Here is a 16,491-nt window from a genome sequence, read left to right as displayed (position 1 = left end):
TTATCCCCGCCCGCTAATCACGCGGTGTAAAAGACACCCGAAGAAAAAATCGCTCAGTTTAGGTCCCAGTAAAACCGAGGGGCCCCTTCCGTAGGGGCGGGTTTTATCCCCGCCCGGCACGCCGATTGAAAAGGTAAGGGGCTTCTGTTAGAAAGATGCGTTGCTTTTTCTGCCATCCCCCGAAGAGCCTGAGGAGCGGATCATGGATGCGAACAACCACCAAATGGAACCGTTGCGGGAGGGTGTGCGGCGGGGGGACGAGCAGAGTCTTTTGCAGTCCGTCGAACGGCTCCACCCGGCGGATGCCGCCGAGAAACTGGCGCAGCTCACGCCCCGGGAGGTGGCCCGGTACGTGGAAATCGTCGGGGCCGAGCGGGCTCTGGCGGTCTTCGAGTTCCTCCCCTTCGAGATTCAAAAGGAGACCCTGAGCTTCCTCGGGCGGGAGACGCTTCGCCGACTCATCACGCTCATGCGCCCGGACGAGCGGGCGGACCTGGTGGAGGAACTGGACGAGAGCTTCCGGGAGCGGCTCCTGTCGCTGCTCATCCAGGCCGAGCGCCAAAACCTTCTGAAACTCCTCACCTACCCGGAAGACAGCGCCGGTGCGTACATGACCACGGACTATGCGCTGCTTCGGGCCCATACCACCGTGCGGCAAGCCCTGGACGAGCTTCGGCTGCAGGCTCCCAAAAAGGAAACCATCTACTATGCCTACGTGGTGGATGAACGCCGCCGGCTCATCGGCATCGTCTCCCTGCGGGACCTCATCATGGCCCGCCCGGACAGCCGGATCGACGACATCATGTATCGGAACGTCATCTCGGTGCATGTGGATCAGGACATCGAAGAGGTGGCCCAGGAAATGGTCCACTACGACTTTCTGGCCATGCCGGTGGTGGACGCGGAAGGTAGGCTGGTGGGGATCATCACCTACGACGACATCTTCGACGTCATGACCGAAGAGGCCACGGAGGACATGTACCTCCTGGCCAACCTGGACACCGACGACAAGGTGACCTCGCCCATTCCCCGGTCGGTGAAGCTCCGGGCCCCATGGCTTTTGGTGAACCTGGGAACGGCCCTGGTGGCTTCCTACACGGTGAGCCTCTTTTCGGAGACCATTTCGCGGTTCGTGGTCTTGGCTTCCCTCATGCCCTTGGTGGCCGGCCTGGGCGGAAACGCCGGCACCCAGTCGCTCACGGTGGTGGTTCGCGCTCTGGCCCTGGGGGAGATCAAGAGCAAGGGGACGTGGATGGTGGTGCTCCGGCAGGCGGCCGTGGGATTGTGCAACGGGGCGCTCTGCGGCTTGGTCCTGGGGCTCATCACCTATCTGTGGCACCGCAATCCGTGGCTTTCGGCCATCATGTGGATGGCCATGATCTTCAACATGATCGTGGCAGGGGCCCTGGGGGCTCTGGTTCCCATCGTCTTGAGAAAACTCAAGCTGGATCCGGCCCTGGGATCGAGCATCTTCGTGACGGCGGCGACGGATACGGGCGGGTTCTTCTTCTTCCTGGGACTGGCGACGCTCTTCCTGCAGGAAATCGTCCTGCACGGCTGACAAGTCCTTGATAGGACCGAGAACCGCGAACGAACGCAAATAAACGCTAGTGGTTCGGCGGGGTGGCGCAAGGGAGACCGTGATCGTTAATCGGGAGGCTGCGGCATGGCAACCGGCGATATAAAGCTGGCGTCTTCGGTTCGGGCGGCGGGCTGAGCGGCCAAGATCGGTCCGGGGGACCTGGACCAGGTGCTTCTCTGCCTGCCTGAGGAGACGGATCCCAACCTGCTGGTGGGACGGGGCACGTCGGACGACGCCGGGGTGTACCGCGTGCGGGACGATCTGGCGCTCATCCAGACGGTGGATTTTCTCACCCCCATCGTGGACGACCCCTATCAGTTCGGCCGGATCGCCGCGGCCAACGCCCTGAGCGACGTCTATGCCATGGGCGGGCGGCCCCTCACGGCCATGAACATCGTCTGTTTTCCCGTGGAAAAGTTCCCCATGGACGTGCTGAAAGACATTCTGCGAGGTGGTCTGGAAAAGATCCACGAGGCGGGGGCCGTGCTGGTGGGCGGCCACAGCGTGGACGACCTGGAACTCAAGTACGGCCTTGCGGTCACCGGCGTGGTCCATCCGGACCGGGTGATCACCAACGCGGGAGCCCGGCCGGGGGATGCGCTCATTCTCACCAAGCCCTTGGGCACCGGCGTGCTGGCCACTGCCGTCAAGGGCGGGCTGGCCGGAAAGGAGGCCGCCGCCTACGGCGTGGAGGTCATGGCCACGCTCAATCGCGCGGCGGCGGAGGTGATGGAGCGCTACGAGGTGCACGCCGCCACGGACATCACCGGGTTCGGCCTCCTGGGACACGCCCTGGAGATGGCGCGGGCGAGCCGGGTGGTGCTCAGGATCGAGAGCGCCAACGTCCCCTTCCTGCCGGAAGTCCTGGACTACGCGGCCATGGGCATGATTCCCGCCGGCACCTACAGCAACCGGCGGTTTTGCGAAAAGAGGGTGCAGGCGGATCCGTCCGTGGATGCGCTGCTCCTGGACCTTTTGGCCGACGCCCAGACGTCGGGCGGCCTTCTGATCGCCGTGGCGGCGAACCAGGCGGAAGCCATGCTGGCCGATCTTCGTGAGGCGGGCGTGGATCAGGCGGCCTTGGTCGGCCGGGTGGAATCCCGGGGAGACGGCGCCATTTTCGTAGTGTAGGAAGAATTTCTTCCCAACGGCCGGCTCCCCATTGGCCGCTACCGCAACCCACTCATTTCCATTTGTGTTTATTCGCGTTCATTCGCGGTTCTTTCCACACTAATCCGCCGCCAGTTCCCGGTAAAAATCCAGGTAGGCCCGGGCCGCCCGGGCCCAGCTGAAGTCCTGGGCCATGGCACGCCTTTGCAACTCCCGCCACTTTTCCCGGTTTTCGTAGAGATGGAGTGCCGCCTTGAGGGCGGCCAGGAAATCTTCCGGCGTGTGGCGGTAAAACTTGAAGCCGGTCCCCGTATGGGGGTTCCGGACCGCGTCCACCACGGAATCATCCAGGCCTCCCACGGCGGCCACGAGGGGGATCGTGCCGTAGCGCAGGCTGTACATCTGGTTGAGCCCGCACGGCTCGTAGCGGGACGGCATGAGGAAGAGGTCTCCGCCGGCTTCCAACCGGTGGGCCAGCGATTCGTCGAAGGTCAGCCTCACGCGCACCCGATCGGGGTGTGCCCGCTCCGCTTCCCCCAGAGCCTTCTCCAGCTCCGGGTCCCCCGTTCCCAGAACGGCCAGCGACAGGGGCAGCTCCATCATGGCGTCCAGGGCCTGCAGGATGAGGTCCACGCCTTTTTGTGCCGCCAGCCGGCTGATCACCACGCACAGGGCCCTGTCCAGGGCCTCGCCGGGAAATCCCATCTCCCTCAGCAGCTGCTTCTTGCACTCGGTCTTTCCCGAAAGGTGTTCCGCGTCGAAGTGGGCCGGAAGGTGCGGGTCGGTTCGGGGGTCCCAGACGCTGGTGTCGATCCCGTTCAGGATCCCCCGAAGGTCCGCGCTCCGGTTTCGAAGCACTCCGTCCAGGCCGAATCCGTTTTCCGGCTCCTGGATTTCCCGGCTGTAGCGGGGACTCACGGTGGTGAGGCCGTGGCTGTACACCAGGCCCGCTTTGAGGAAATTGACCTGGCCCCAGAATTCCATGCCGTCCACGGAGAAGGCGTCCGGGGGAAGTCCCGTCAGGCCGAAGAAGCTCCCAGGAAAGAGGCCCTGGTAACCCAGGTTGTGGATGGTGAGAAGGGAGCGGGTGGACGCGAAGGCCGGATCGTGGCGCCAGTGGAAGTGAAGGTAGGCCGCGGCCGTGGCCGTCTGCCAGTCGTTCAGGTGAAGGATGTGGGGTGTCCAGCCCAGGTGGCGGCACAGCGGATAAACGGCCCGGCTCAGCAAAATGAACCGTTCGGCGTTGTCTTCGTAGTCGCCCCGCAGGGGATGGGCGTACAGGTGGGGGCGGTGGAAGAATTCGTCCTTTTCCAGGAAATAGACGGCGGGGCCGTTTGTGTCCGCGGCCTTCCAAAGGTGTCCGTGGTAGGTGTGAACCCCCACGGGGATGGGGATCCACTCCCGGACGGGTTCCAACGGGGCGGCGGCCTCCCGGGCGGACGGGTAGAGCGGGAGAAGCAGCCTCACGTCGCAGCCCAGGGCGGAGAGGGCCTTGGGGAGGGCGCCGGCCACGTCGGCCAGCCCTCCCGTCTTGGCGAAGGGGGTCGCTTCCGAGGCGCAAAAGAGGACTTTCAGGTCCATGGGAACGGCTCCGTCAGCTTGCGAAAGGCGTTTCTTTTGCGAATGGAGACGAAAGTGTTTATCATGGCCGGTGGGTTCGTAAAAGATCAAAGGCCGTGAAGTCCTGAAGGTGAGGAGAGAAAAGATCTTGGATGCCGTCGATCGTCAATTGCTGGATCAGATCCAAAGGGCGTTCCCCCTGGAACCCCGCCCCTTCGAGGCCTTGGGACATCGGGTGGGGGTCGGGGAGGCGGAGGTCCTCCGAAGAATCGACCGGATGAAGAAGGACCGTCTGGTCCGGCAGATCAGCGCCATCTTCAACACGGGCGGCTTGGGCTACCGGAGCAGCCTGGTGGCCATGGCCGTTTCGGAAGAGGCCTTGGAGAAGGCCGCACGGGCGGTCAATGCCTATCCCGGCGTGAGCCACAACTACCTTCGGCCGGGGTCCTACAACATGTGGTTCACGGTGGCCGTTCCGCCGGGCGAGAGCCTGGAGGAGGTGGTGGCCGGGCTGTCGGAAAAGGCCGGCGGTTGGCCGTTCATCATTCTGCCTGCGATCAAGAAATACAAGCTGGCGGTGGTCTTGGACGTTCTGGACGAGCCGGAGGGCGAGACATCCACGGAATCCGCCGCCCCCCAAGTGGAGGCCGGAAGGGGCTTCGAGCCGACGCCGGAAAACGTTCGGATCGTCCGCTGCATCCAGGAGGATCTCCCGTTGGGTGAGCGTCCCTTCCGCGTCTGGGCCGTGGAGCTGGGCCGTGAGGAAGAAGAACTCCTGGCGCTCATCCGCCGCTGGACCGAACGGGGCTGGATCCGGCGCTTCGCCGCCGTCCTCAACCACCGGGAAGTGGGCTTCGGGGCCAACGGGATGGTGGTTTGGCGATGCGATCCGGATCGTATCGATTCCATGGGAAAAATCCTGGCCGGGCATCCGGAGGTGAGCCACTGTTACCACCGGCCGGCGCACCCGGAGTGGCCCTATAATCTCTACGCCATGATTCACGGACGGTCCGAGGAGGAGTGCCGGGCCGTGGCCGATCGCCTGGCGGCCGCGGTGGGCCATGCCGACTATCGGATCCTTTTCAGCACCCGGGAATTCAAAAAGATACGCTTGAAACTCTTTTGGGAATAGATCGAGGTCTTTCCATGGACTACGACAAGGATGAATACGAACGCCGAAAGCGGGCCATCTTCGAGCAGATGTCCAAGCGCGGCCAGCAGCGCATCCTGCGCTTGGGTTATGAAAACTGGGACCCCTTCCAGGAGCCCAAGGATCCCAGGCAGGAGATCAAGAGCTCCTCGGCCATCCGGGCGGGCATGATTCTGGCCCAGTTCTACGAGGAGCAGAAGGATGATGAGCGCTTCCGCCAGCACCACAAGGACCTCATGGATCTGTGCCGCGGGATCCTCCGGCGGGACACCAAGGCCCGGGCCATCGTGGCCTTCTGCCGGTGGTACGAAAGGCAGGAAAAGGAGCTTCCGGGCGACGGGTAGGAGCCCGTCCTGAAGGGCTTTCCGAAGCAGGGCTGTTGGGAATTCGGATGCCGTCAAAATGTAGGGGCGGGCTTTATGCCCGCCCGATGGCCATACGGTCACCATAGGATTATCGGGTCTTGCGAGCCCTTCCACGAGAAGCCGGCCCCTCGAGGGGCTCTTTCACCCGTGGAGAGCGGCGAGGTTCGCCATGATCGCTCGGATGAGTCTTCCTGGCTTGTAGGGGCGGTTCGCGAACCGCCCTAAGTGGATATGGGAGCTGAGAGCTCGGAACGGTAAGGGGCTCCCTCGGGTACGTCCCTACCCCAGATCCTCCGGCCGGGTCAGGTCCCCGGTCTTGCAGGGGCGAAGCTCCGCCAGTTCCTCCGGCAGGAGCGGCCGCACGCTCACGATCTTTACCTGGTAGTGCAGGTCTTTGCCCGCCAGTGGATGATTGTAGTCCAGAACCACGCCCTCGTCGTCCTTTTCCAGGACGTAGTAGGTGTATTGGGCGCCCAGGGAGTCGTTGGTGGCCACCACCCACTTGCCCGCCTCCAGGTTGCGCCCTTGCGGGAACTCCTCGTAGCTCTTCCGGCGAATCTGCTGAGGATCCTTCTCTCCGAAAGCCTCCTTCGCCGGGATGGTGAAGCTCAGTTTCTCGCCTTCCTTTTTCCCCAGAAGCCGGCTTTCCAGGGCGGGCAGAAGCTGGTCGTAGCCCACCGCGAAGTTCATGGACGCCGGTTCCGGATCGCCCTTGATCACCGTGCCGTCGTCCAGTCGCACGGTGTATTCGATCACCACGAAATGATCCTTCAGTATCTCCATCCGTTTCCCTTTCATTCCGCCGGGTAGCCCAGTTCCCTGGCCCTTTCCAGATGTTCGGCTGCCTTCGCCTCGTCTCCCGTGGCCGAATAGGCCACGTACAGATTGTAGTGGGCGGGAGCGAAGTCGGCGTGGAGCTCCAGGACCTTGAGGGACGCCGCAATGCTTTCCTGGTGCCGGCCCACCTGCAAGTACGCCACGGCCAGGTTGTTGTGGGCCTGGAGGAGTTGGGGCATGAGCTCCACGGCCTTTCGGCATGCCTCGATGGCTTCCTCGTGCTCCCCTTTCTGGAGATGCGCGAAGCCCAGGTTGCTGTAGGCCATGGGAAGGTTGGGATCGATCTCCAGGGCCTTGCGGTTGGCGTTGATACAGCGATCCAACTCCCCTTCCTGGAAATAGAGGCCCCCCAGATTCACGTAGGCCTGGGCCATGGTGGGGTCGCATTCGATGGCTTGCTTGAATTCCGAGATGGCCTCGGCCCGCAGCCCCTTGCGCGCGTAGGCGATCCCCAGGTTGTAGTGAAAGACGGGCGATTCGGGCTCGAAGAAGATCCGCTCCCGAAGATATTTGATGTATTGATTGAGGTCGGTCAGGACCTCCTTGGGGATCTCCGGTGTTTCGTGTTGGTGGTTCGCCATGTTTCGTCCTCGCTGTTGGCGGTTGGTCGGATGAAAAAAAAGCGCCCGGCTTCGAGCGTCGCCGGACACTAACAAGGGGGTGGACCCCTGTCAAGGCAAGGGCCGCCAAACCTCAAGAATCCTGGAATTTTGTTGACAAAGTTTCGAGGCGGAGTTTATAGAGGTTGCGGACTCGAGTGAATAGATTCACTTAGTGACCGGGCGAATGGTTCGGCAAGGACCGCTAGGTCCTTGATTTGTTTGTTTTTTGGGGTCTCTGACGACAAGGAGAAGAAGATGAGTCAGGAAGCCAAAGAAAAGATCCTGGAGTACATGAAGAGCCAGAAGAAGACCAAGCTCTACTTCAACGATCTCTGCAAGGCGGTCCCGGATCTGAAGATGCGCGAGGCCAAGAAGATCATCAACCAGATGGTGGAAGAAGGCACCATCAAGTACTGGTCCAGCGGCAGCACCACCATGTACATGCTGCCCGGCGTCGACGACGTGGGCAAGGAAGAAGATTCCATGAAGTAGAGGCTTTGGCGGGAAGCCGCTTCCTGGTGCGGTTCATTCGGGAGACGGCGGTACGAAGCCGTGTGACTCCTTCCGCCTGCCTCCGGCGGGCCGAAGGACTCCATAGTCGGCAGTGGAAGGTGTTTGTTCAACCCTATAGGAGGTAACGGAATGGCTTTGAAGCACAAGACCCCCATGCTGGATGAGCTGGAAAAGGGGCCATGGCCGAGTTTCGTGACCGACATCAAGCGGGTCGCGGAAAGAAAGCCCATGGCGGAAGACCTGTTGGGCTTGCTCGAGATGTCCTATGAGCACAAGGAAGGTCACTGGAAGCACGGCGGCATCGTCGGCGTTTTCGGCTACGGCGGCGGCGTCATCGGCCGTTACTGCGACCGGCCGGATCTTTTCCCCAACGTGGCCCACTTCCACACCATGCGTGTGAATCAGCCGGCCAGTAAGTTCTACACCACCGAAGTTCTTCGCAAGCTGTGCGACATCTGGGAAGAGAAGGGCAGCGGCCTCACCAACATGCACGGCTCCACCGGCGACATCATCCTTCTGGGGACCACCACGGACCAACTGGAGCCCATTTTCTACGAACTGACCCATGATCTGGGTATGGACCTGGGCGGCTCCGGCTCCAACATGCGCACCCCGTCCTGCTGCGTGGGCAAGGCCCGGTGTGAATGGTCCTGTATCGACACGCAGGACATCACCTACGACATCACCATGCGCTACCAGGACGAGCTCCATCGTCCCATGTTCCCCTACAAGTTCAAGTTCAAGACCTCCGGCTGCCCCAATGACTGCGTGGCCGCCATCGCCCGCGCCGACTGCTCCATCATCGGTACCTGGCGCGACAAGATCCGCATCGATCAGGAAGCGGTTCGCGCCTACGTGGGCGGCGAGCTGGTGCCCAACGGCGGTGCCCACGGCACGGAAAAGCGCGCTCTGGACATCCAGAAGGAAGTCATCGACCTGTGTCCCACCAAGTGCATGGAGTGGGACGGCAAGAACCTGAAGATCTGGGATGAGGACTGCACGCGCTGCATGCACTGCATCAACGTGATGCCGCGGGCTCTCCGTCCGGGTCTGGACACCGGTGCCACCATTCTGGTGGGCGCCAAGGCCCCGATCCTGGAAGGTGCGCAGCTGGGCAGCGTGGTGATTCCGTTCATCAAGATGGAGCCTCCCTACGAGGAATTCCACGAATTCGTGGAAAAGATGTGGGATTGGTGGATGGAGGAAGGCAAGAACCGCGAGCGTTTGGGCGAGACCATCCAGCGCCTGGGCATGAAGGCGTTCCTCGAGGCCACCGAGCTGCAGCCTGATCCGCGTATGGTCAACACGCCGCGGTACAATCCTTACATTTTCTACGATCCGGCGGAAGTTCCCGGCGGCTGGTCCCACGATCCCAAGGCCTACCGTGAACGGCATCATGCATAGGAGGTGACACCATGCCTTTCGATCCCAATGACATCATGAAAGATCGCATCACCGATATCGGTCCCCCGAAGTACGACAAGTTCTTCCCGCCGGTCATCAAGGAAAACTACGGGAAGTGGAAATACCATGAAATCCTGGAACCCGGTGTGCTGGTGCACGTCTCCGAGACGGGCGCCGAGGTTTACACGGTGCGCGTGGGCGCGGCCCGTCTTCTGTCGGTGGATCTCATCCGCGAGATCTGTGACATCGCCGACAAGCATTGCGGCGGCTACGTGCGCTGGACCACCCGCAACAACATCGAGTTCATGGTGGACGACAAGTCCAAGCTGCAGCCCCTCATCGACGAGCTGAAGAGTCGCGGCAACTGGTTCCCTATCGGCGGCACCGGCGCCTCGGTGACCAACATCGTCCACACCCAGGGCTGGATCCATTGCCACACCCCGGCCATCGACGCCTCCGGTATCGTGAAGGCGGTCATGGACGAGCTGTTCGACTACTTCGGCTCCCACAAGCTGCCGGCCCAGGTCCGTATCTCCCTGGCCTGCTGCCTCAACATGTGCGGCGCCGTGCACTGCTCCGACATCGCCATCCTGGGCGTGCACCGCAAGCCCCCGTTCATCGAACATGAGCGTGTCCAGAACGTGTGCGAGATCCCGCTTGTGATCGCCGCCTGCCCCACGGCGGCCATCAAGCCCAAGAAGGTGGGCGATTACAAGAGCATCGAGATCAACGAAAAGCGCTGCATGTTCTGCGGCAACTGCTACACCATGTGTCCGGCTCTGCCCATCGCCGACGGCGACGGCGACGGCATCGCCTTGTGGGTGGGCGGCAAGGTGTCCAACTCCCGCACTGCGCCCAAGTTCTCCAAGCTGGCCGTGCACTACATCCCCAACGAGCCGCCTCGTTGGCCCACCACGGTCCAGACCATCAAGAAGATCCTGGAAGTGTACGCCTCCGATGCCCGCCGCTACGAACGCGTCGGCGAGTGGATCGACCGCATCGGTTGGGAACGCTTCTTCGAAAAGACCGGGCTGGAGTTCCGTCATGAGCATATCGACGACTACCGTCTCGCGATGACCACGTGGCGGACCACCACCCAGTTCAAGTTCTAGGAACGCCTCCAGGGGGAGGGGCCGGTGCGTACGCCTTGGGCCCCTCCCCAGAGACGCGATACGTGCATGACCTTCAAGACCCCTCGGTTGATGATAGCGGCCCTCAGGGGCGGCGCCGGCAAGACCCTGGTTTCCCTGGGTCTCGCCGCAGCATGGCGCCGTCGCTTGGGGCTTTCTGTTGTTCCGTTCAAAAAGGGCCCGGACTACATTGATGCGGGCTGGCTGGCCTTGGCCGCCTCCCATCCGTGCTACAATCTGGACCCTTTCCTCATGAGCCCCATGGACATCCTGGGTTCCTTCGTGAGACGGGCCCACGGCGCCGACGTGGCCCTCATCGAGGGAAACCGCGGGTTGTATGACGGGGTGGATGCGGACGGAACCTGTTCGTCGGCCGAGCTTTCCAAGCTCCTGAAATCCCCGGTGGTGCTGGTGCTGGACGCCACCAAGATGACCCGAACCGCCGCGGCCCTGGTGCTGGGGTGCCGGATGCTGGACCCCCAGGTGGATGTGGCCGGAGTGATTCTGAACCGCGTGGCGGGAGCCCGCCACGAGCGGGTGCTCCGCCAATCCGTCGAGAAGGTCAACGGCCTGCCCGTCGTGGGGGTGCTTCCCAAGGAGCGGGAAAACCTCTTCCCGGAACGGCACATGGGGCTGGTTCCGCCCCAGGAGCACGGTCGACTCGCGGAGGCGGTGGAGAGACTGGCCGAAAGGATGGAAGCCCTGGTGGACGTGGAGGGCCTCCATGACATGGCCCGGCGCGCCGAACGGCTGGGGTGGCCTGCCGTCGGCGGCTGCAATCCCGTCGCACAGCTTGGGGGAGACGCGGTTCGCATCGGAGTGCTACGGGACGGCGCCTTCCAGTTCTACTACCCGGAAAACCTGGAGGCACTGGAGGAATCGGGTGCGGAACTCGTCTTCATCGACAGCATGAATCTTCCGCGCCTGCCCGAGGTGGATGCGCTCTATATCGGCGGCGGTTTTCCGGAAACGCATCTTGCGCAGATCGCCGGGAATCGCCCGTTCCGAGAGTCGGTGCGTGAAGCGGTCGAGGCCGGGCTTCCCGTCTATGCGGAATGCGGAGGACTCATGTTCCTGAGCCGCGGCATCCGTAGCGGAGATCGTCTCCACCCCATGGTGGGCGCTTTGCCCTTTGAGGTGGAGATGGGCCGGAAGCCCCAGGGGCACGGATACACGGTGTTGGAGGCGGTGAAGGAAACCGCCTTCTTTCCCGAGGGGATAGAGCTCCGCGGCCATGAATTCCACTACTCACGAGTGGTGGACGTGACGGAGTCGCTGGAGTTCGCTTTTCGGGTGAAAAAGGGCTTCGGAGTCTTGGAAGGTTGGGATGGGGTGTGCTATAAGAATGTCTTGGCAAGCTACACGCATCTTCATGCGTGCGGACAAAAGGAATGGGCTGAAGGGCTTCTGAAGGCGGCCGTGTGGCACCGAAACCGAAAGGTGATGGCTTCCGAAACGGCGCTCAGGCCCCCGCAAGCCTCCGTGGTCAAGGCTTTGTAAGAGATCGGTGTTCATCCAACACTAGAGAAGGAGGAAATTCCCATGCCGCAAATCGAATACAAAGGCAAAGTTTTCGATGTGGATGAAGACGGCTTCATCGACAGCTTCGACAAGTGGTGCCCGGAATGGGTGGAGTACGTGAAGGAATCGGAAGGCATCCAGGAGCTCACCGAGGAGCACTGGAAGGTCATCCACGTGCTGCAGGACTACTACCGCAAGCACGGTATCGCCCCCATGGTCCGGATCCTCACCAAGGTGACCGGCTACAAGCTCAAGTACATCTACGAGCTGTTCCCGAGTGGACCGGGCAAGGGCGCCTGTAAGATGGCCGGCCTGCCCAAGCCGACCGGCTGCGTGTAAGACGTTCCGTTGGGGCTCCGGCGCTCGGCCGGGGCCCTTCGTTTCGCGGGATGGCCGGAGAGGGGGCGGGTTTTTTTGCGCTGTGCCACATGAGAAAAGAATCACATGGACGCGCTCACTCTCCCAGGCGCCGCTTTGGGCTTGACATCCGCCGGACAAGCCTATAAAGGCTCGGTGTGCGTAGAAACCTGGCAAGCGAGCGGGGCCGCGATTCCTGCTCCCGGCCGGCATCTCATGACGAAAAAGGGAGGAAGAAAGCAATGTTCAAAGTGACGGTTGACAAGGACAAGTGCACTGGCGACGGCGAATGCATCGATGTGTGCCCCGTGGACGTCTACGAACTGGTGGACGGCAAGGCGGAGCCGGTCAATGAGGACGAGTGCCTGGGCTGCGAAAGCTGCGTGGAAGTGTGCGAAAGCGATGCCATCACCATCGAGGAAATCTAAGCCCGCACTTGCCTGAGATTTTCGAGCCGCCCGGTGGCCCAAAGCCTCGGGCGGTTTTTTTTGTGGAGTGGAAGCGAACCGGGCCGTCCATGCAGGCTGAGGAGAGACAGTGCGGGAAAGTGGCTCCTGGACGCTGATGAGCCGTTTTCCGACAGGCTTTCAAAAAAGCTCGTCCGGGAGCAGGCTTTTGTCTGAAAGCGGTAAAGAATGCGATTTAAATGGGACGAGTCTTTTTTACGGACAGGCCCTGAAGCCGGGCGTAAAGCCCGCACCTGCAAAAAGACACGGACCCCTTGGGTGTTGTAGGGGCGGGGTTTATCCCCGCCCGCCAATCACGCGGTGGTAGAGACCCCCGAAAAAAATCGCCCGGTTTAGGTCTGATTTCCTCCGTAGGCGCGGGGCTTCAGCCCCGCGGAAAGGGTCATCGTAAGTCCATGAAGCGACCGGAAATACGCGATGGCTTATCCTTCGGCCGGGGGGGTCTCCGCAGCCCTGAAGGGCTGCGCTACGACAAAAGGGGTCGCCTGTGGCGTTCTCAGACACGCTCCCAGCAAAAGACGGCAAAAAAAAAACCCGGCCGGAGGGCCGGGTTTTGCATGCCTAAGAAGGAATCATACCATCACTTGGCTTCCTTGGGGTGGCACTGGGCGCAGGTCACCGGAGCCTTGGACTCCTGGTTTTCCTTCTTGAGCTTCTTGTGGCAGTCGATGCAGTTGCCATGGAAGGCCAACTTCAGGTTGAGCTTCTGCTGATCGGGAGGAAGCTTCTTCTCGCCCTGGATGGTGGGCTCGTTGTGACATTCCTCGCACTTCTGGACCGGATCGCCTTCCTTCCATACGTTCTGGCCGCCTTCGAACTTGTGGTGGCAGTCGGCGCAGGCGATGCCGTAATCTTCAGCGTGCTTCTTGTGGGTGAACTCCACCAGGCCCTTGGTGTGTTCCGGCCACAGGCTGGAGTTCAAAGTGATGACGTCCGGAGCATCCGACGCCACGGCGATGAGCGTCCCGGCGAAGATGAGCGCCAGGGCCAAAACCGGGAGTACCAACATTCTGTTCCTCTTCACGGTGTCACCTCCTTTCGCTTCGTTCGATCCCCCTCATTGTGATTCCGTTCACGCTCGCGGATTATAGTGAAGGGGCCGCCTGCCCGTCAAGGAGCTTTTGGTATTCCAAAGTTCCCGTTGACAGGCTCCACCGTCCTGGGGCTATATTTCAAGGAACGTTCCATACGGCAGGAACTCCAACCGAGAGGAGGCGCCCATGCTCTTTATGGCCATCTACAACTACGCACCGGAGGATCGGGACCGGGTGATCGAGAGAACGGCCGAACAGGCGGAGGTTTCCGGCGTCACCCTGAAGGGCGAGTGGTTCGATGTGACGGGCCATCGGGTGTTTCGCCTCTTCGAGGCCGAAGACGAGGCCCACCTGGCGGCGTCCGTCTTCCAATGGACCGACTTGGGCGTGGCGGAGGTGGTGCCGGTGATGGAGACCAAAAAGGCGCTGAAACTGTTGCGCCGGACCAGCAGGGCGAAGTAGCTTCTGCATGTTTTCCATACGGTGTCACGGCGGTGCCCGGCATTCGGGGTAAAAGGGAAGGCGGTGGGAATCCGCCACGTAGGGCCGGCGCTGTGAGCGGGGATGAAATCCGAAAAAGACCACTGCTTTCGAGTCCGTGGAGGAACGGGGCGTCCGGGTGAAGCTGGCCACCTCGAGCGGGACGGGGCGGGAAGGTTCGGAGAGTAAGGGGATCCGCGAGTCAGAAAACCTGCCGTCGTGACAAGGATTAGGCAGCGAGATTGCCTGTGCCTGAGGGTAATCCTTCGGGGTCTGCCGACCCCGAAGGATTTTTTTTTTGCGGCATCCCTGAAACGCCAGAATGCACGGTTCGCGGACGCCTGATGCAGGGGCGAATGATCATTCGCCCCCCCACAGTGGCCTGGTTATGGAGGGTGCTTTTCACCCTTTGATGTCACGACCCGCCTGGAATGGGGGTCCATTTGGGGAATCGTACTGCTGAGATGGAAAGGGAGGAAAAGAGATGGATCTCAAGGAACTGATCGCCGCCATCGAACCGGCGGACAAGGCATGGGCGGACAAGGCGTGGGAACGTTTGCGCTCACAGATTCGACCCAGGGGATCTCTGGGGCGGTTGGAAGAGATGGCGGCCCGGGTCGGGTCCATTTGCCGCACCCTGCAGCCCGATTTGAGCCGAAAGCTCATCTTCACCATGGCCGGGGACCATGGGGTGGCCGAAGAGGGCGTGAGCGCCTATCCCCAGGAAGTGACGGCCCAGATGGTCTTCAGCTTCATCCAGGGCTGGGCGTCCATCAGCGTGCTGGCTTCCCACGTGGGAGCGGACGTGCGTGTGGTGGACTGCGGCGTGGCGGCGGATCTACCGCCCGAGTGGGCCGTGGAGCATCGAAAGATCGCCAAGGGCACCGGCAACATCGCCCAGGGGCCGGCCATGAGTTGGGAGGAGGCGGAGCGGGCCGTTCTGGCGGGCGCCGAGCTGGTGATGAAGGCGGCCCGAGAGGAGGGCTACCGCCTTTTCGGCACGGGAGACATGGGGATCGCCAACACCACGCCTTCCACGGCCATCGTGGCCGCCTTCAGCGGAAAGCCTGTGGCGGAACTTACGGGAAGGGGCACCGGCATCGACGACGAGGCATGGAAGCGCAAGGTGCAGGTGGTGGAAAGGGCTCTGGAGGTGAACCGCCCGGATCCCGACGATCCCCTGGATGTGTTGGCCAAGGTGGGCGGCTACGAGATCGCCGGGCTGGCCGGAGCCGTTCTGGGCGCGGCGGCGGCCAAGGTCCCCGTGGTCTGCGACGGCTTCATCGCCACGGCCGGGGCTCTCATCGCCTGCCGTCTGGTTCCGGCGGCCAAGGACTATCTTTTCGTTTCCCACAAGAGCCAGGAAGTGGGCCATGCCGCCATGTACGGACTGCTGGGCCTGGAGCCCATCCTGGACCTGGGGATGCGACTCGGGGAAGGCACCGGCGCGGCCCTGGCCATGAGCCTGGTGGAGGCGTCGGCCAAGGTGTTGCGAGACATCAAGACCTTCGAAGAGGCCGGCGTCACCGACACGGGGCACTAGGAGCCTGTCCGGGAACTCCGCAAACCGTCACTCCCGCGCAAGCGGGAGTCCATAACGTACTGGAAATTGTGGATCCCCGCGTTTGCGGGGATGACGGATGGACGTTGGAAGGGGCGAGTAAGCCATTTTCAGACAGGCTCCTAGGAGGCTGTCCGTGGACGGGTTTCCTTCCTCACCCCACAAGGGACTCCCCTCTTTCGTAGCCGCGGGGCTTCAGCCCCGCGGAAAAAGGTCATCGTAACCTATAAGGTGACGGTGAATACCGCATGTCCCCTCCGACGTCCGGGGACTCCTCCGCAGCCCTGAAGGGCTGCGCTACTGGAAAAGCGTTCATCCCTGTCGTTTTAGGACAGTCTCCTGGGAGGCTGCCCGAAAACCAACCCGCAAGCCTCTTCCCCTGGGACCGCGGGCCTGCGGCCCGCACGAGAAGTGGGCAAGACGCCCGCGCTTCCAGGAAAATGCTATCCTCGGACAAGCTCCCGGTAGTAGGGGCGAATCATCATTCGCCCCTAGTGCGCCTGGGAGCAGGCGTGATCAGAGAGGTGAAAGTCCTCTTCCGGGAGATGCCCGCTCCCGGTAGTCGAAGGTAACTGCGTCGCCGTGAGGCGGGGTGGGAAGCAACCGGAGACGAACACACAGTCCGCAGGATGACGAACGCGATTCGGCCTTACGACTCGACGAGTCTCCTAGGGAAGGACGAAGTCCAGACCGTGTCAAAGCGGCAAGGTATGGTCGAGATACTGTGGCACTCGCAGACGAAAGGGCGAGAAACGGAGAACACAAACTTCGACCTGGAGCCGGCCGACGTAGCCACGGAAGTCTGCCACGCTGGGCGG

General features: G+C 62.1%; 16 protein-coding genes and 1 riboswitch. Of the genes, 12 read left to right on the top strand and 4 right to left on the bottom strand.

Annotation, left to right across the window (positions count from 1 at the left end; translation table 11 throughout):
- Nucleotides 1–202 precede the first annotated feature (202 nt).
- Together mgtE and selD are read left to right on the top strand one after the other, a co-directional pair.
- The gene (gene mgtE, locus BUB04_RS17880; RefSeq protein ID WP_073042044.1) at nt 203–1,561 is read left to right on the top strand and encodes a magnesium transporter; all 1,359 of its coding nucleotides are present in this window, start codon (nt 203–205) and stop codon (nt 1,559–1,561) included.
- A gap of 105 nt (nt 1,562–1,666) precedes the next feature.
- Complete coding sequence (gene selD / locus BUB04_RS17875) at nt 1,667–2,713, top strand: selenide, water dikinase SelD (RefSeq protein ID WP_084076632.1); 1,047 nt, start codon at nt 1,667–1,669, stop codon at nt 2,711–2,713.
- A gap of 99 nt (nt 2,714–2,812) precedes the next feature.
- On the opposite strand, the gene glgA is transcribed toward selD, so the two are convergent.
- A complete protein-coding gene (gene glgA, locus BUB04_RS17870) occupies nt 2,813–4,273 on the bottom strand; it encodes a glycogen synthase GlgA (RefSeq protein WP_073042040.1) in 1,461 nt (486 codons plus the stop codon).
- Between the two features lie 127 nt (nt 4,274–4,400).
- Here glgA and ahbA point away from each other — a divergent pair, with 127 nt between their 5' ends.
- On the top strand, nt 4,401–5,384 hold the full coding sequence (ahbA, locus tag BUB04_RS17865; RefSeq protein ID WP_073042038.1) for a siroheme decarboxylase subunit alpha: 984 nt from the start codon (nt 4,401–4,403) through the stop codon (nt 5,382–5,384).
- A 14-nt stretch (nt 5,385–5,398) separates the two neighbouring features.
- The gene (locus tag BUB04_RS17860) at nt 5,399–5,746 is read left to right on the top strand and encodes a hypothetical protein (protein WP_073042036.1); all 348 of its coding nucleotides are present in this window, start codon (nt 5,399–5,401) and stop codon (nt 5,744–5,746) included.
- A 300-nt stretch (nt 5,747–6,046) separates the two neighbouring features.
- Here BUB04_RS17860 and BUB04_RS17855 read toward each other — a convergent pair whose 3' ends face one another.
- Both BUB04_RS17855 and BUB04_RS17850 read right to left on the bottom strand, forming a co-directional pair.
- Nucleotides 6,047–6,550 (bottom strand): FKBP-type peptidyl-prolyl cis-trans isomerase, encoded by a 504-nt coding sequence (locus tag BUB04_RS17855; RefSeq protein WP_178372041.1) that lies wholly within the window; start codon nt 6,548–6,550, stop codon nt 6,047–6,049.
- A gap of 11 nt (nt 6,551–6,561) precedes the next feature.
- The gene (locus BUB04_RS17850; RefSeq protein ID WP_073042033.1) at nt 6,562–7,185 is read right to left on the bottom strand and encodes a tetratricopeptide repeat protein; all 624 of its coding nucleotides are present in this window, start codon (nt 7,183–7,185) and stop codon (nt 6,562–6,564) included.
- A 276-nt stretch (nt 7,186–7,461) separates the two neighbouring features.
- Between BUB04_RS17850 and BUB04_RS17845 the strand changes: the two genes are divergently transcribed.
- The 6 genes from BUB04_RS17845 (at nt 7,462) to BUB04_RS17820 (ending at nt 12,559) form a co-directional block, all read left to right on the top strand.
- Entirely contained in the window at nt 7,462–7,698 is a 237-nt protein-coding gene (locus tag BUB04_RS17845; protein WP_073042030.1) for a dissimilatory sulfite reductase D family protein, read from the top strand.
- Between the two features lie 150 nt (nt 7,699–7,848).
- Nucleotides 7,849–9,123, top strand: a complete 1,275-nt coding sequence (dsrA, locus tag BUB04_RS17840; RefSeq protein ID WP_073042029.1) for a dissimilatory-type sulfite reductase subunit alpha — start codon at nt 7,849–7,851, stop codon at nt 9,121–9,123.
- Nucleotides 9,124–9,134: 11 nt separating this feature from the next.
- Nucleotides 9,135–10,235, top strand: coding sequence for a dissimilatory-type sulfite reductase subunit beta (dsrB, locus tag BUB04_RS17835; protein WP_073042027.1), 1,101 nt, complete (start codon nt 9,135–9,137; stop codon nt 10,233–10,235).
- 66 nt (nt 10,236–10,301) lie between these two features.
- Nucleotides 10,302–11,753 carry a cobyrinic acid a,c-diamide synthase CobB gene (locus BUB04_RS17830; protein ID WP_073042025.1) on the top strand — a complete coding sequence of 484 codons (1,452 nt, stop codon included), beginning with the start codon at nt 10,302–10,304 and terminating at the stop codon, nt 11,751–11,753.
- Between the two features lie 42 nt (nt 11,754–11,795).
- Nucleotides 11,796–12,113, top strand: coding sequence for a TusE/DsrC/DsvC family sulfur relay protein (locus BUB04_RS17825; protein WP_073042023.1), 318 nt, complete (start codon nt 11,796–11,798; stop codon nt 12,111–12,113).
- A 176-nt stretch (nt 12,114–12,289) separates the two neighbouring features.
- Entirely contained in the window at nt 12,290–12,559 is a 270-nt protein-coding gene (locus BUB04_RS17820; protein WP_337833401.1) for a ferredoxin family protein, read from the top strand.
- Nucleotides 12,560–13,178: 619 nt separating this feature from the next.
- Here the strand turns inward: BUB04_RS17820 and BUB04_RS17815 are convergent.
- Nucleotides 13,179–13,622 carry a cytochrome c3 family protein gene (locus tag BUB04_RS17815; protein ID WP_143156555.1) on the bottom strand — a complete coding sequence of 148 codons (444 nt, stop codon included), beginning with the start codon at nt 13,620–13,622 and terminating at the stop codon, nt 13,179–13,181.
- 196 nt (nt 13,623–13,818) lie between these two features.
- Here BUB04_RS17815 and BUB04_RS17810 point away from each other — a divergent pair, with 196 nt between their 5' ends.
- Both BUB04_RS17810 and cobT read left to right on the top strand, forming a co-directional pair.
- Nucleotides 13,819–14,094, top strand: coding sequence for a DUF3303 domain-containing protein (locus BUB04_RS17810; protein ID WP_073042018.1), 276 nt, complete (start codon nt 13,819–13,821; stop codon nt 14,092–14,094).
- Nucleotides 14,095–14,107: 13 nt separating this feature from the next.
- A riboswitch (cobalamin riboswitch) is annotated at nt 14,108–14,345 on the top strand.
- Nucleotides 14,346–14,596: 251 nt separating this feature from the next.
- Nucleotides 14,597–15,655: a nicotinate-nucleotide--dimethylbenzimidazole phosphoribosyltransferase gene (gene cobT / locus BUB04_RS17805; protein WP_073042016.1), complete on the top strand. Its 1,059-nt coding sequence runs from the start codon at nt 14,597–14,599 to the stop codon at nt 15,653–15,655.
- The last annotated feature ends 836 nt before the right edge of the window (nt 15,656–16,491 follow it).

Source organism: Desulfacinum infernum DSM 9756, assembly GCF_900129305.1.
Lineage (GTDB): Bacteria > Desulfobacterota > Syntrophobacteria > Syntrophobacterales > DSM-9756 > Desulfacinum > Desulfacinum infernum.
This window is presented reverse-complemented; position numbering and strand designations above follow the sequence as displayed.